The 14325-nt window shown below is 72.7% G+C and carries 12 protein-coding genes; 10 read left to right on the top strand and 2 right to left on the bottom strand.

What is annotated here, in order from left to right:
* Positions 1–29 precede the first annotated feature (29 nt).
* Positions 30–791: a hypothetical protein gene (locus tag KYK13_RS04215; RefSeq protein ID WP_223642159.1), complete on the top strand. Its 762-nt coding sequence runs from the start codon at positions 30–32 to the stop codon at positions 789–791.
* Between the two features lie 234 nt (positions 792–1025).
* Positions 1026–2003 carry a sensor histidine kinase gene (locus KYK13_RS04210; RefSeq protein WP_223642157.1) on the top strand — a complete coding sequence of 326 codons (978 nt, stop codon included), beginning with the start codon at positions 1026–1028 and terminating at the stop codon, positions 2001–2003.
* A 9-nt stretch (positions 2004–2012) separates the two neighbouring features.
* Here the strand turns inward: KYK13_RS04210 and KYK13_RS04205 are convergent, their stop codons facing one another.
* On the bottom strand, positions 2013–2723 hold the full coding sequence (locus tag KYK13_RS04205; RefSeq protein ID WP_223642154.1) for a TetR/AcrR family transcriptional regulator: 711 nt from the start codon (positions 2721–2723) through the stop codon (positions 2013–2015).
* A 140-nt stretch (positions 2724–2863) separates the two neighbouring features.
* Here KYK13_RS04205 and KYK13_RS39025 point away from each other — a divergent pair, with 140 nt between their 5' ends.
* The 8 genes from KYK13_RS39025 to KYK13_RS04165 all read left to right on the top strand — a co-directional run bounded on the left by KYK13_RS39025 (position 2864) and on the right by KYK13_RS04165 (position 13518).
* Positions 2864–3706, top strand: a complete 843-nt coding sequence (locus KYK13_RS39025) for a sterol desaturase family protein (RefSeq protein ID WP_304504093.1) — start codon at positions 2864–2866, stop codon at positions 3704–3706.
* Between the two features lie 127 nt (positions 3707–3833).
* Positions 3834–5348: an FAD/NAD(P)-binding protein gene (locus tag KYK13_RS04195; RefSeq protein ID WP_223642152.1), complete on the top strand. Its 1515-nt coding sequence runs from the start codon at positions 3834–3836 to the stop codon at positions 5346–5348.
* A 177-nt stretch (positions 5349–5525) separates the two neighbouring features.
* On the top strand, positions 5526–6812 hold the full coding sequence (locus tag KYK13_RS04190) for a hypothetical protein (RefSeq protein ID WP_223642150.1): 1287 nt from the start codon (positions 5526–5528) through the stop codon (positions 6810–6812).
* Positions 6813–6903: 91 nt separating this feature from the next.
* Positions 6904–9135: a hypothetical protein gene (locus KYK13_RS04185; RefSeq protein WP_223642148.1), complete on the top strand. Its 2232-nt coding sequence runs from the start codon at positions 6904–6906 to the stop codon at positions 9133–9135.
* A gap of 156 nt (positions 9136–9291) precedes the next feature.
* Positions 9292–10440, top strand: coding sequence for a bestrophin family protein (locus KYK13_RS04180; RefSeq protein ID WP_223642146.1), 1149 nt, complete (start codon positions 9292–9294; stop codon positions 10438–10440).
* Between the two features lie 233 nt (positions 10441–10673).
* Positions 10674–11411 carry a hypothetical protein gene (locus KYK13_RS04175; protein WP_223642144.1) on the top strand — a complete coding sequence of 246 codons (738 nt, stop codon included), beginning with the start codon at positions 10674–10676 and terminating at the stop codon, positions 11409–11411.
* A 32-nt stretch (positions 11412–11443) separates the two neighbouring features.
* A complete protein-coding gene (locus KYK13_RS04170) occupies positions 11444–12145 on the top strand; it encodes a hypothetical protein (protein ID WP_223642142.1) in 702 nt (233 codons plus the stop codon).
* The gene (locus tag KYK13_RS04165; protein ID WP_223646516.1) at positions 12145–13518 is read left to right on the top strand and encodes a nitrilase-related carbon-nitrogen hydrolase; all 1374 of its coding nucleotides are present in this window, start codon (positions 12145–12147) and stop codon (positions 13516–13518) included. The genes KYK13_RS04170 and KYK13_RS04165 overlap by 1 nt, the downstream gene beginning before the upstream one ends.
* Here the strand turns inward: KYK13_RS04165 and KYK13_RS04160 are convergent.
* Complete coding sequence (locus KYK13_RS04160) at positions 13440–14228, bottom strand: 2-keto-4-pentenoate hydratase (protein ID WP_223642140.1); 789 nt, start codon at positions 14226–14228, stop codon at positions 13440–13442. The genes KYK13_RS04165 and KYK13_RS04160 overlap by 79 nt on opposite strands.
* Positions 14229–14325: the final 97 nt, after the last annotated feature.

Below are 14325 nucleotides of genomic sequence, written 5' to 3'. Positions count from 1 at the left end.
TGGAGCAGGCACTGCAGGTGGACAACGGCATGACCTTGAACGGCATGACCCTCAACGGCATGACCTTGAACGGCATGACCTTGAACGGCATGACCCTGAACGGGCTGGCCACCGCGAGCTTCAACGACTGGTTCAACCAGAACGCGGACGCGGCCATGGTGATGGCGTACGTCGTGAAGTGCGCGGTGCCCGAGGGCGAGACGCGCGCCTTCCAGTCCACGGCCACGGGCGTGAAGTACACGTGGCAGGGCGGCCTGGGGCTGGCGCCGGGCTGGTCCTCGGGGAAGCCCGCGACGGAGCTGGAGCAGCAGGTGGTGAGCGCGTGTCTGGCCGCGCACACGAACAAGTACGGCCTGCACATCGAACTGTCCGCGCTGGGCCGCACGGCCGCGGGCGGTGAGGTCCCCTACTCCGCCGAGGAGCTTTCGAAGTTCAGTGAGCGGGAGGCGTGCTTCTTCGGCAACCTCTTCGCGAGCGAGGGCCTGTTCGCGGCGCGCGACCGCGACTTCAGCGCGGCGGAGAGCTCCACGCGCGCGTGCGGCCTCACGCTGAAGGCGGACAACTGCACGCCCATCCTCAACGTGGGCAGCTGCGCGCAGTTCTGTACGAAGGGCGACCCGAGCAAGCCCTACTACACACAGTGCACGTACAACGGGAAGACGTACCCGGCCATCACCACGCGCGTGCAGCCGAAGGAGCTGTTCCGCTGCGGCGACGGCGTGTGCCAGTTCACCGAGCACGCGGGCTCCAGCAACACGGCGGACAGCTGCCGCGCGGACTGCGGCGCCTGAAGCGGATGCACCGGTTGAACCCGCGGTGAAGTGCTGGACGTGGACGGCCTCGGCCTCACCCGTGGCCGCGTGTCCAGAAGTGTCCGGGCGTGCGGTGGGGCGTTCCCGCGCGCTCGAGCCCCGAATGGAAAATCACAGCTGGGACGTGAAGCCGGGCGGTGTCGGCCCGAGTGCATCATGTACCCCCGCGCATCTTGCCGGGCACGGGGCAGCGGTGTTGGATGGCCCCTGGCGATGACGTTACGAGCGAAGGTCGGGCGGCTGGAGGCGATGGCGCGGAGGCGGGACACGCTCCGCCAGGCCTTCGAGCGCCTGGGCCCCGGCGCCAGCTCCACGGCGGCCACCTTCCGCGCGAACAGCCGCCTGCTGGAAGAGACGGTGCGCGAGCGCACCGCGGCGCTGGAGGCCGCCAACGCGAAGCTGTCCAGCAGCCTGGAGCAGCTGCACGCGACGCAGGCCCAGCTGCTCTTCGCGGACCGGCTCATCGCGCTGGGGCGCATCGCGGCGGGCGTGGGCCATGAAATCAACAACCCGCTGGCCTTCATCCTGAGCAACCTGGAGTACATCCACCAGGAGCTGCAGCAGAAGGAGCGGCTGTCGGAGCAGGACCGGCAGGAGATATTGGAGGCGCTGGCGGAGACGCGCGACGGCGCGGAGCGCATCCGGCTCATCGTGCGCGACCTGCAGACGCTGTCGCGCGCGGAGGACGTGGGCAGCGGGCCCGCGGAGCTGGCCGCGGTGGTGCGCACGGCGGCGAAGATGGCCATGCACGAGCTGCGGCACCGCGCGCGGCTGGTGGTGGAGTGCGACGGGATGCCGCCGGTGCAGGGCAACGGCTCCCGCCTGGGTCAGGTGTTCCTGAACCTGCTGCTCAACGCGGCGCAGGCCATCCCGCCGGGGAACGCGGAGGGCAACGAGGTGCGCGTGGTGGCGCGTCCCGGCGAGCCCGGCCACGTGCTGGTGGAGGTGCGCGACACCGGCTGCGGCATCGCGCCCGAGCACCGCGAGCGCATCTTCGACCCCTTCTTCACCACCAAGCCGCTGGGCGTGGGCACGGGGCTGGGGCTCGCGGTGTGCCATGGCATCGTCACCTCGCTGGGCGGCACGCTGACCATGGAGAGCGCGCCCGGCCGGGGCAGCATCTTCCGCGTGTCCCTGCCGGTGGCCGGCGCCTTCGTGCAGCCGCCGCGCTCGCAGGCGGACTGGACCTGACGGCACCTTTCAGCCTTCGCCGGGAGGCTTCATCCCGAGCGCCCGCTGGAGCATCCCGCCGAGCACCTGGCGAAACCGCGCGTCCGACGCCGGGTCCACCGGGCGGCCCATCACGGGCAGCAGCATCTCCCGCGCGAGCAGGAACCACTGCGACGCGCACAGCGCCACGAGCAGCGTCATGTCCACCGCGTCGCGCGAGGGCGGCGGCGTGTCCTGCGCCTGCGCCACGCGGCCGGCCTGGAACTCCAGCGCGTCCGCCAGCAGCCGCAGGCCCTGCGCCCGCACCAGCGGCATGTGCTCGGCGCGGCCGGTGAGCAGCGCCCACGCCATCAGCCGGCTGTGCTGGCCCTCCTGCACCACGGCGAAGAAGCGCTCGAGCAGCGCCCCCGCGTCCGGAGGCGCCTCCGCCGCGAGCAGCTGCTCCCGGAAGGACGCGGCCAACAGCTCGTTGCGGCGCAGGAGCACCTCGCGCACCAGGGACTCATAGGTGCCGAAGTAGTGGGTGACGAGCGCGTGGCTCACCCCGGCCGCCTTCGCCACCGCCTGCAGCCCCACCCGGTCCGGCCCCTGCTCCACGAGCAGCGGCTCGGCGGCCTGGAGGATGGCCTCGCGCGCCTCCTCGGGGGTGCGCCGCCTGCGGGGCGCGGCGGGCTTCGCGGGGCGACGGGGAGCGGCGGTGCGCCGGGACGGGGCCCGGACCTGGGGACGTCTGGATGCCATCGCGGCGCATCCTAGCCAGCCGGGCGTCGTCCACCGCGCCCTTCTCTATTGTCAGATTTGACAATAACACCGGATGGGCACTATCCATGGGGTGTCCGGGCGCGCGTGGCCCGGGGGTGTGCTGGCCTTCGAGGTCCGTGATGCTGATGCTGCTGCCCGACCATCCGTCCCTTCCGGTGTTGCTCCTCCTGGTCCTGCTCATCTCCGGGGCCATCAAGCTGTTGGCGGTGGCGGGCGGGTGGCTGGTGTGGCGCACGCGGCTGGCGGAGCGCTTCCGGGTGTTCCGGCGGGAGCTGTCGAAGGGGCAGTTGCGCAGCGAGGCGCTCGCGGCGGTGGGCGTGGTGGCGACGGACGCGGCGCTCATCGGAGCGTTCCGGTACTTCACCGGGCCGCTGTACGCCCCGTTCAGCCTGGCCACGGCGCTGTGGTCCTACGCGTGGATGTTCGTGGGCTTCGAGGTGTGGTTCTACGTGACGCACCGGCTGCTGCACCTGCCGCGCCTCTATCGCTTCCACGCGCAGCACCACGTGGCGCAGGTGACGGAGCCGCTCACCGCGCTGTCGTTCTCCGTGGTGGAGCGCGTGGTGCTGATGGGCGGCGGCTTGAGCCTGCACTTCGCGGCCATGCACCTGTTCCCGGGCACGCAGGTGGGCATCCTGGCCTACCTGCTGACCAACTACGTCCTCAACGCGTTCGGGCACGGCAACACGGAGTGGCTGCCCAAGCGCTTCGTGACGTCCTGGGTGGGCCGCGTCTTCTTCACCCCCACGTTCCACGCGCTGCACCACGCGCGCTACCAGGGGCACTACGGCCTTTACACCGTGGTGCTGGACCGGTGGTTCGGCACCGCCTTCGCGGACTATCCGCTCGTGCACGCCCGCGCCCGCGACGGCGAGGGGCTGACGCGCATCGGGGAGCGGCTGGCGGTGCCGTCCCCCGCCCCTTCCGTCCCCGCGGTGCCAGAGGCGCGACAGGCGCTGTGAGGTCCGCCGGGCCCCGACGTTCCACGGTGGGACCGGAGGGCCAACGGTCGTGGGGCGACGGACACTCCACGAGGGAGACGACCTCTGGAGGGATGGCATCCCGGAGGTGCGGACCTAGAATCGGGCGGTGCACTCCCGGCAGGACGTCATCATCATCGGCGCGGGCGCCAGCGGGACGCTGCTCGCGGCCTGTCTCTTGAGGGGCGCCCGCGCGCCCCTGCGCGTGGCCCTCGTGGAGCGGGGGGAGCGGCTGGGGCGGGGAGTGGCGTACTCGACCACCAGCGCGCGTCACCTGCTCAACGTCCCGGCCGGCCGCATGAGCGCCTGGGTCGACGACCCGGAGCACTTCCTGCGCTGGCTGCGCGCGGAGGCGCCGGAGACGTCACCGTCCGCGTTCGCCGAGCGCCGCCGCTATGGCCAATACCTGGAGACGGTGCTGAGGGACACCGCCGCTCGGGCCGCGCCGGGCGTCCAGTTGGAGACGCCGCGCGACGAGGTGACCTCGGTGCTGGAGACGGCGGACGGCGTGCGGGTGACGCTCGCGAGCGGCCAGGTGCTGGAGGCGCGCAGCGGGGTGCTCGCCCTGGGCAACGCGCTGCCGGCGGACCTGCGCGTGCCGGACGGCGGGCTGTACGCGAGCCCGCGCTATCACCGCTCGCCGTGGGCCCCCGGGGCGCTGGAGGGCATCGCCTCCAGCGATTCGGTGCTGCTCATCGGCACGGCGCTCACCATGGTGGACACGGTGCTGTCGCTGGGCGAGCGCGGGCACCAGGGAAGGGTGCATGCGCTGTCGCGGCACGGCATGCTGCCGCACCCGCACCGCGCGCATGGAGCCAGGACGCCCGCGGCGGCGGAGCCCCTGCGCATCCGCGAGCTCTTGCGCTCGGTGCGCCGGGAGATGGACCGCTGCCGCGACGCGGAGGTGGCGTCCCCTGCCGCGCAGGACGTGGTGCCGTTCAGCACGCTGCGCATCCGCGACGTGCTGCGTACGATGCGCCAGGAGGTGGACGCGCAGGCGGCGGCGGGCGCGGACTGGCGCGCGGCGGTGGATTCGCTGCGGCCGGTGACGACGCCCCTGTGGCAGCGGCTGTCGGAGCCGGAGCGGCGGCGGTTCCTGCGCCACCTGCGGGCGTACTGGGAGGTGCACCGCCACCGCATGGCGCCGGAAATCCACGACGTGATGGCCGCGTGGCGGAGCGACGGACGCCTGGTGCTCCACGCGGGCCACGTGCTGCGCTTCGAGTTGGAGCCGGACGCGGTGGCGGTCCACCTGCGGCCCCGGGGCCAGCGCGAGCCCCAGGTGCTGCGCGTGCAGCACGTCATCAACTGCACCGGCCCCGAGTCGAACCCGGCCTCGCGCAGCCAGCCCGTCCTGCGCGGCCTGCTGGAGGCGGGACAGGCCCGCGCGGACGTGCTGGGCATGGGGCTGGCGACCGCGTCCGACGGCGCGGTGCTGGACGCGCGCGGCCGGCCGTCCCCCCACCTCTTCACGCTGGGCCCCACGCGACGGGGCGACCTGTGGGAGACCACCGCCGTGCCGGAGATCCGCTCCCAGGCCCGCGACCTGGCGGACCTCCTGCTGCGCCGGCTGGGTGGGTCCCGGACCGCCCCCTCCGAGGCGGCGTCCCCGGCGTCCCCCTGAGGCTCGCGGCTCCCCCCGGGTGGCGCCCGCGCCTGCCTGCCCGGTAGCCGGCCTGACAGGCGCCATGACCTGGAGGCGAGGCCTCCTGCCCGCCGGACGACGGGGCCCTGAGGGGAGGCTGTGGGGCTCCGGCGTTTCATGCGAGATTCCAGGCCCCCCTCCTGGAGTCCCCTACCGATGGCCTTGAAGCGCCCCCTCCCCGCCCTCATGGGAGGCGTGTCCCTGTCCGTCCTCGTGAGCCTCGGGGCGCTGGCGTACCAGCACCTGCGGACCGACGCGCTGGAGGAACGCCTCCTGCGCGAGGTGAGCATGCTGACGCAGGCGGCACATCCGCGCCCGGCGCACGTCGCCCCCGCGCGGCCGGGCACCTTCGGTGAAGCGGTGACTCCGCTCCTGCCCGCGCTGCTCAAGCGGATGCGCGAGCTCCCCGCGCCCACCGCCGCGGAGACCGCCACCCTGGAGGCGGTGACGGACGGTCGCGCGCCGGTGACGGACCTCCCCGCCGCCCGCCTGGAGGCCCTGGAGCAGGACCGCCCGCTGACGCGGCAGGTGCTCGACGCCACCCACGCGGAGTCCGGCGGCCTTCCGGAGGACCTGCACCCGCTGGCCGGTCCCTCGGTGCCGGGACGGGACGTGCTGCTCCAGGCGCTCCTCCACGTGGTGGAGGACGCGGCGCTGGAGACGCGGCTGCTCATGGCGCGGGGCATGGCGGACCAGGCCGTGGACACGTGCGTGGACACGCTCGCGCTCAGCCGGGAGCTGGCCCTGGGTGGCGGGCTCGCGGGACAGCGGATGTCCGCGACCAGCCAGGGGCGCGCGTGGCGGGTCTGCGCGGACGCGCTCGACGCGGCCTCCCTGCCCCGCAAGCGCCAGGCCATCTCGCAGCTCACCCGGCTGCACGAAGGCATCCCGCCGGTGTCCCTGGCGCTGCACGAGGAGTCCGTCACCGCGCAGCTCCACGCCTTCCGCGACCTGCTGTCCGACGACGGCCGCGCCGCGCTGCCGCCCACCTGGTTCGACGCCCCCGCGCTGCCGGACGCCCTGTCGCGCAGGCGCCAGTGGCGGCAGTGGGTGGACGACGCGGACCGCCTCCTCGCCGTGGTGGATCAACCGGCCGAGGAGCGCCGCCGCTCGCTGGCGGCCCTGGAGATCTGGAAGGCCGGGGAGCACTTCCGTCAGGAGGAGGCCCCCTCGGTGCGGCTGTCACCCGAGGACATGGAGGCGCTGGAGCTGCGCACGCTGCGCTCCGAGGCCCTCATCGCGCTGGCGGAGGTCGACGCGGCCCGCGCGGAGACGGGCCAGTGGCCGCACGCGCTCCCCACCCGGACGACGACGCTGGTGCTGAAGCCGGTGGATGAAACCCAGGCCCAGATCCACTCGTGCGTGCAGGGGCTGATGCCCGACGCGCTGGTCGTGAAGGCGGACGGAGCGCCCTCGCGCCAGCAGGCGCACGACGTGCCCTGAGTCCGTCGCGCCCTCCTCCCATCCGGCCTCCCGCGACGGGGCGGCGATGTACGATGCGGCCTTTCCGAGGACGTCGTGGGAGGGAGCCGTCATGTCGTGGAAGCTGGTGCAACTGGATGAAGTGTCGAAGGTGCTGCCGGATGCGCCGCTCAGGGGCACGGACATCCGCGTGGAATTGCCGACCGCCAGCTACGCGCTGCCCGCGGGACAGACGCTGGGCCCCCTGACGTTCGCGTTCGACGTGTCCGCGCGCGGCTTCGTGGAGGGCTATGACGCCCCGGCGGACGTGGACGCGGCGGGCGTGGTGGGCGAGGCCCCGGGCGACGCGACGACCCAGCTGGCGCCGGCGCTCGTCTACGGCGGCGACGCCGCGTGGCTGAAGTACGGCGTGGAGGCGCGCGTGAAGGCGGAGGCCGGCTTCCCGCTGCCCTACGTGGCGCTCGCGGCCAACGGCGACGTGCGCGTGCTCCTGGCGGACTACCACCGGCACACGCAGGACACGAACGCGCGCACCGCGCTGAACGAGGACGCGCCCGAGCTGCGGCTGCCCCTGCTCACGGCGTCGCTGGACACGCTGGGCGTGGGCGACGCCATGGCCTTCCAGGCGCGCGGCGAGCTGTCCGTCACGGCGACGCTGGAGTGGACGGACGTCTACACGTCCAACCTCCAGACGCTGACGAAGCTCTTGTCCGCCAGCACGATGCTCGCCTTCGAGGCCAAGGCGGGCGCCACCGTGTCCGCCAGGGTGAAGGCGGTGGACGACTACGCCGTCATCTTCTCCCGCCCCGCCGCGGGCCAGGTGCGCGTGCAGGTGAAGAAGGCCGTGGCCCGCGAGGCGGGCGTGACAGCCAGCCTCCACGTGGAGGCGAGCCTCACCGACCCGTCCGCCGTCGTCGCCCAGGTGGAGCACGTCCTCGAAGGGCTCCTGTCGGTGCCGCTGTCCCGGTTCGAATCGCTGATGACGCAGCTGGAAGCGCACACCCTGTCGGAGGACGAGGCGAAGGCGCTGCGCCTCATCCTGGACCGGCTGGGCCTCCAGGAGCTGGAGGCCAACATCACGGCGCTGCGCGCGCGGTGGAACCAGCTCCGCGCGGACGTGAGCACCCGCATCCAGGCGCTGGCGGAGTCCAAGTTCGAGGCGGGCTTCCGCTACGAATACGTGCGCCTGCGCGAGCAGACCACGCTCCTGTCCACCGTGTGCACGGACGCCCAGGCCCGCACGCTGCACCCGCTGCTGGTGACCGGGCGGCTGGACGGCGCGATGCAGAAGATGCGGGATGAGGGCATGGCGCTGGAGCAGTGCCTGCTCAAGGAGGTCAACAAGGAGTCCAAGGCCTGGGGCTTCTCGCTGAAGCTGGGCAGGTGGGCGCTGGGCGGCAACGACACGCGCGAGCTCACCCAGGTGGTGCAGCGCAACAGCCTGGAGAAGGAGGCGCCCCAGCGCATCGCGTTCCTGGGCGTGCGCGGCTACAGCGGCGCGCTGCTCACGCCGTACATGCGCTGGACCGCGGACTTCAAGGCGGACATGGCGGAGTTCCGCAAGTCGCCCACCGTGGCGGACTTCGACCTGGGCCTGTACCTGCTGCTGGCCCACGACGCGCGAAAGCTGTCGGACGACGACCTGCGCCAGGCCGTGGACGAGGCCATCATCTGGGGCGCGCTGGATGACGCCGAGGAGGAAGAGGTCCTCCAGCGCATCCGCGACGCGTCCGGCGGCAAGGAGCTTGAGACGCGGGTGGAGCTGAAGCTGGACAACCGGACGATGCGCGACGTCATCACCCACGCGGCCGACCCGGACGCCCCTTCCGCCTTCGCCCGCGCGCTGGGCCGGGCCCTGCCCTGGTACGGCGTGCCGTGCCGCGACCGGCCCGCCGTGCGCGAGTCCGTCTACGCGCCCCTGTGGAAGGGGTACCTGGAGCATGACTGGCCCGCCGCCCTGGCCGCGAACACGGCCGCCGCGACCCTGAAGAAGAACCCGCTCGTCGGGCACTTCGCGTACGTCGAAGGGCAGCCGGGCAACGGCATGCTGACGTTCGCGGAGGTCATCCAGAAGAACCCCGGCACCGTGTCCAAGTGGCGCGACCTGCGCTCGGGCCTGCTGGACCTGCGCAACGGCGAGCAGCGCTCGCCCTCCGTCTTCAATGGCGCGTTCAAGGCGCTGTCCCAGTCGTGGGCCCAGTCCTTCCACCTGAAGGCCACGGGCGCGTTCTTCCTGGAGCTGGCGTCGCGCGGCGGCAACGGCCTGGCCACGGTGGAGCGCACCTTCACCGTGACGGTGCCGGGGACGGGGACGAACCTCGTCTTCACCAAGTCGCGGGCCTGACGGGCGCCCGGCCGTCGCTTCGTCCGCTTCCGCACGTCCCCGGGCGTGCGGAGGCGACTTCAGGCCGCATGGTGACGCGCCGCATTGCCCCCTCGCGGGGGCATCACTACATCCCACTCCTCACGCAGCGCGGCCCATGCAGAGGAGCCCCGGGAGATGATCGTCGGTCGGATGCTGTCCTGGCGGATCATCCTCCGCTACGCGGGGCGCCCCGTCGCCGTCCACATCGCCATCGCGCTGGCCATCTCCCTGGGCTACGAGGTCCTGGGCGCCCGGTGGCTGTCGGTGCCGGCGCTGCCGGTGTCGCTGCTGGCCGCGGCGCTGGGCGTGCTGCTCGCCTTCCGCAACAACTCCGCCTACGAGCGCTGGTGGGAGGCGCGCACCATCTGGGGCGGCCTGGTGAATGCGTCGCGGACGCTCGCCCGGCAGGTCCTCACGTTCCTCCCCGCGCCCCGCGCGCAGCGCAGTGACGGCACCCCGGAGATGCCCTCCACCCCATCCCGCCTGGTGCAGATGGCCGTGCAGCCGGAGGGGCCCGCGCTGGCACCCGCCTGGTCCCAGGTGGGGGACGGCGCGGTACGGGACCCCCTTGGCCACGCGCGCGACCTGCGCGGACCGGGCGAGCCTCGCGGAAGCCTGGCCACGTTCATCCACCCGGGCAGGGAGACGCCCCGGGGCGTCATCACCGGCATGCACGAGGGCATCGCCGAGGATGCGCGCGAGCTCGTGTATGCGCAGATGGGCTTCGTGAACGCGCTGCGGTGCCACCTGCGGCGGCAGGACCCCTTCCCGGACATCAGCCCGTTCTTCCGGCCGTCCGTGCTGGAGGCGCTGCGCGTCGAACAGAACGTGCCCTCGGCCATCCTCCTGTGGATGGGCACGCGCATGCGCCGCATCTACAGCGACGTCGACCACCCGGAGAAGGTCTACCTGCGCGTGGCGATGGACCAGACGCTCACGGAGCTCACCAACTACCTGGGCGCGTGCGAGCGCATCAAGAACACCCCCCTGCCCCGGCAGTACGACATCCTTCCGCACGCCATGGTGCGCGTGTACCTCACGCTGCTGCCCCTGGGCATCGTCACCGACCTGGGCGTGCTCACGCCGCTGGTCACCGCCCTCATCGCGTTCCTCTTCATCGCCATGGACGCGGTGGGCCGCGACGTGGAGAACCCCTTCGAGAACGGCGTCAGCGACACGCCCATGACGGCGCTGTGCCGCACCATCGAGATCAACCTGCGGCAGATGCTGGGCGAGTCCGCGCTGCCCCCTCCCCTCCAGCCCAAGGACGGCCTGCTGCACTGAGCGCGGGCAGGGGATGAATACAGACCTTGTTTAGTATCCGCACAAAACGTGACATCCATGGCTACAAAGGCAAGCGTCTTTGTGACTGGGATGGCCACACGCTGGGCGGGCGGTGACAGGGATTGGCTCGCGGGCGGGCGCTGGCATGCACCGTGCTCAAGGGGCCAGGAGCGACCTGGAGCGTCCTTCCCTCTCGGAAGGCACGCCGGGTCGTCCGCAAGGAGTCACACCCCATGAACCCCCGTGACGTGTCCCCTGTTTCGCGCCCTGTGTTCCAGTCCGCGGTGGCGCTGCTGCTGCTGAGCGTCTTCACCCTCCAGGTGGGATGCAGCCGCACCCCGGAAGCCAGCCCGTGGACGCTGGAGAAGACCCAGATGCTGCAGAGCCGCGTCCTCCACCGCGAGGTGCAGCCGGCGCAGGTGGTGGACAACCACCTGGAGCGCTACGGCCGCGTCCAGGTGCTGGGCGAAGACGGACAGGCGCCCCACACGCTCGCGTTCGTGCTGCGCCAGGAGCTCACGCGCGGCGACGGCACGACGGTCATCGACATCTTCGACGAGGAGACGGGGAGCAAGAGCCACTACGAGATGCGGGACGAGACGGGCGAGGCCCTCATCGTCACGGAGGCCGGCGAGCAGAAGATGACGTTCAACGCCGACGGCACCATCCGGGTGGGTGACGCGATGGCGAAGAGCGAGCGGGAGGCCGCGGAGCTGCTGCACAAGACGGGCGTGATGGACCCGGTGTCTGACTACTCGCTCGTCGTGCTGCTCGACACCGTCCACAAGTACATTCCGGAGAGCGACACCAGCAAGGGCCACGCGGTCGTGGCCGTCGTCGTGGTCGTGTGGCTGACGGGCTCCTTCCTGCTGTGCAGCCGCGAGTACAGCCGGAAGGGCTGCAACGTGAACAACGGCATGACCCAGTACTGCCGCGACTACTGCAAGCAGGTCGGCTGCGCCTGCTGGTAGGCGTCTCCCCGCTGTCCTGGAGCCAGCGCCCCATGTCCGCCCTGAATCCCAAGGCAGTCCTCGGGGCGCTGGTGCTCCTGTCGGGGGCGTGCTCGCGTGAGCCGCCCCCCCGGCGCGCGGCGACGGAAGCGCCGCGCGTCGTCTCCGTCTTCTCTCGCGCGGACGCGCTGCCGCTCCAGCAGGCGGCCTGCGGCGTCGGCGACGACGCGTGTCCCAACCTCGCGCTGGAGGACTTCGACTGTCCCCCGGACGCGGCGGCGGAGGTGCTCATCTTCAGCGGCCACAGCCTGCCGCCCCTGTACCTGCACACCGGCCCGGACAGGCTGGCGCGCGTCGCGGCCTGCTACCGTCCGGAGCTCATCGTGCTGGACACCTGCTACGGCTTCTCGCTGCCGCTGCTGGATGCGCTCGCGGACGCGGCCCCTAGCGCGCTGGTGGTGGGCGCCACCTACAAGCTGCCACCGCGGGGGCTGCTCTATGACGCGGACTTCTTCCAGCCCGGCACCGCCGACGCGCGCGCGGAGCGTCTCCACACCCGCTCCGGCAAGCCGCTGACGCGCTGGAGGCTGGACGTGGACACCCTGCGCCAGGCGCATGACACGCTGGCGAGCTGGGACGTGGACGCGCTGGAGGCGCGCCTCGTGCGCAAGCTGCCGAACCTCGTGGGCGTGGAGCTCTCCGGCCCGGGCGTCACGGCCCTGGCGCCGGTGGGGCCGGAGCGCTTCCGCCGGTGATGACCTGGGGCCTCGCGCTGCTCGCGGGACTGTTGCAGGGCGCGGCCTTCCTCGGCCCCGCCGCGCAGCCCCTGGCGTGGGTGGGCGTCGCGTGCGTGGCGGCGGCCGTGCACCGCGCGCCGGGCGGCCTTCGCGCCGCGGGCATGCTCGCGCTGGCGGCGCTGGCGCGGCAGGTGGTGGCGCTGCACTGGTGGGTGGGGACCGCGCGCCACTTCGCGCCGGGCGTCGCCGGGGCCGCGCTCACGCTGGCGGCGCTGGGGTGGGCCATGACAGCGGCGGCCTCGCAGGTGCCGGCGATGGCGTGGGTCCTGACGCCCGCGCGCCGGGTGCCGCCGCGCTTCTGGCTGCCCTTCGCCTGGGCGGCGGGCGAGGCCGTGGCGGAGCTCACCTGCGGCTTCTCCATGACGCAGCTGCTGCACTCGCAGTGGGCACAGCCCGCGGTGCTGAATGCCCTCGCGTTCGTGGGCTGGGGGCCCCTGCTCCTCTTGTGTCTCTATGCTTCCGCCAGCGTGGGCGAGGCGGCGTCGCGGCGCGACCTCCGGTTGCTGACGCCAGCGGGGCTCGTCCTGGGCGCGCTCGCGTGTGCGCCCGCGACCGCCCCCCTGGACGACGCGCTCTCGGGCGTGGGCGTGGTGCATCTGGCCTCGTCGGCGCACCTGCCGCGCCAGGTGCCCGAGGGCACGTCGCTGCTCGTGTGGCCGGAGAGCACGGTGCGTGGCAACCAACGGCTGCCCGAGGGCGCCCTGCCCCACCCGGTGCCCCTGGCCGCCTTCGCGGACACGCAGCTGCCCGTGGCGGGCATCGCGGGCCTCACGCTGCGCACGGAAGGGCACTACCTCAACGCCGCGGGCGCCTTCGACGCGGAGGGGCGCCTCACGCAGAGCCGGGGCAAGGCCGTGCTCGTCCCGGTGGGCGAGCGCGCCTTCCTGGGCCTGCGCGGAAGCGGTGAGCCCCTGACACCGGGCACCGCCGTTCCCCGGCTGTCCGTCGCGGGACGGAGCGTCGTGCCCCTCATCTGCTACGAGGCCTTCAGCCGCCCCACCGCGCTCCAGGGACAGGCCGCGGGAGGCACCCTGCTGGCCGTGCTCGCCAGCGACCTGCCGCTGGTGGGCAGCCACTTCGCGCAGGAGCAGGCCGTGGGGGCGGTCATCCTGCGCGCCGTGGAGCAGCACCTGCCCGCGGTGCGCGCGTCGCTCGCGGGCCCGGCCGTCATCGTCTCCTCCGACGGGCGGGTGCTGGCCCGGAGCGAGCCGGGCACCAGCGGCGTCCTCACGCTGGAGAAGCGCGCGCCGACCTACTCCCCCGCCGTCACCTCCACCGTGCCCAACCCGTCCACGGTGAGCCGCACGTGGTCGCCGGGCTTCATCAGGTAGGCGGCGGTGGCCGCGCCGGACAACACCAGGCTCCCGGCGGGCAGCACCTGACCGCGCTCCGCGAGCAGCGCGCACAACTGGATGAGGGACACCACGGGGTCACCGGAGATGGCGTCCGAGCGCGCCTCGCCCTCCACCTTGCCGTTCACCTCCATGCGCATCTGGAGCTTCGTCAGGTCCAGGTCGCGGGGCCCCCGCTCCAGGGTGCCCGGCACGAACAGCGAGGACGACGCGTTGTCCGCCACCACGTCCGGCAGGCTGAAGTACTTGAAGCCCACGAAGCGCGAGTCGAGCACCTCCATCGCCGCGAAGACGGCCTCGCACGCGTCCAGCACCTCGTCGCGCGTGACGGTGCCCTTGAGCTCCTTCGACGTGCGGAAGGCGATCTCCGGCTCGATGCGCGGGTGGATGCCCGCGCCCACGCGCACCACGCCGCCGGGCTGCACGCGCATCCGGTCCGTGAGCACGCCGAAGATGGGCGAGCCCAGGTTCATCTGCTTGCGCTTCGCCTCCGACGTAAAGCCCATCTTCAGGCCCACCACCCGCTCCCCCTGGGCCTCGCGCAGCCGGATGCCCTCCGCCTGCACCGCGTAGCCGTCCGGCACCGTCAGGTCCGGGTGCGCGTGAGTCAGGGGCGGCACCTCACGGCGCTCGCGCCGCGCCGCGTCCAGGATTCCTGCCAGGGCCGCCACGTCCACAGTCGAGGTCATGCGCGAATCTTTTCCATGCCCGGCCCGCAATTCCACCAAGGATTCACCTCTGGAGCGGGTCCTGTGACACCGGGCGCCGGTCAGCCGCGCAAGCGAG

Source organism: Corallococcus sp. EGB, assembly GCF_019968905.1.
GTDB lineage: Bacteria > Myxococcota > Myxococcia > Myxococcales > Myxococcaceae > Corallococcus.
This window is presented reverse-complemented; position numbering and strand designations above follow the sequence as displayed.

What these genes read in the sequence shown, in the direction of transcription:
- KYK13_RS04180 (WP_223642146.1), top strand. Translation starts at nt 9,292, where the DNA reads ATGATCGTCGGTCGGATGCTGTCCTGGCGGATCATCCTCCGCTACGCG.
- KYK13_RS04175 (WP_223642144.1), top strand. Translation starts at nt 10,674, where the DNA reads ATGAACCCCCGTGACGTGTCCCCTGTTTCGCGCCCTGTGTTCCAGTCC.
- KYK13_RS04170 (WP_223642142.1), top strand. Translation starts at nt 11,444, where the DNA reads ATGTCCGCCCTGAATCCCAAGGCAGTCCTCGGGGCGCTGGTGCTCCTG.
- KYK13_RS04210 (WP_223642157.1), top strand. Translation starts at nt 1,026, where the DNA reads ATGACGTTACGAGCGAAGGTCGGGCGGCTGGAGGCGATGGCGCGGAGG.
- KYK13_RS04160 (WP_223642140.1), bottom strand. Translation starts at nt 14,228, where the DNA reads ATGACCTCGACTGTGGACGTGGCGGCCCTGGCAGGAATCCTGGACGCG.
- KYK13_RS39025 (WP_304504093.1), top strand. Translation starts at nt 2,864, where the DNA reads ATGCTGATGCTGCTGCCCGACCATCCGTCCCTTCCGGTGTTGCTCCTC.
- KYK13_RS04190 (WP_223642150.1), top strand. Translation starts at nt 5,526, where the DNA reads ATGGCCTTGAAGCGCCCCCTCCCCGCCCTCATGGGAGGCGTGTCCCTG.
- KYK13_RS04185 (WP_223642148.1), top strand. Translation starts at nt 6,904, where the DNA reads ATGTCGTGGAAGCTGGTGCAACTGGATGAAGTGTCGAAGGTGCTGCCG.
- KYK13_RS04215 (WP_223642159.1), top strand. Translation starts at nt 30, where the DNA reads ATGACCTTGAACGGCATGACCCTCAACGGCATGACCTTGAACGGCATG.
- KYK13_RS04165 (WP_223646516.1), top strand. Translation starts at nt 12,145, where the DNA reads ATGACCTGGGGCCTCGCGCTGCTCGCGGGACTGTTGCAGGGCGCGGCC.
- KYK13_RS04205 (WP_223642154.1), bottom strand. Translation starts at nt 2,723, where the DNA reads ATGGCATCCAGACGTCCCCAGGTCCGGGCCCCGTCCCGGCGCACCGCC.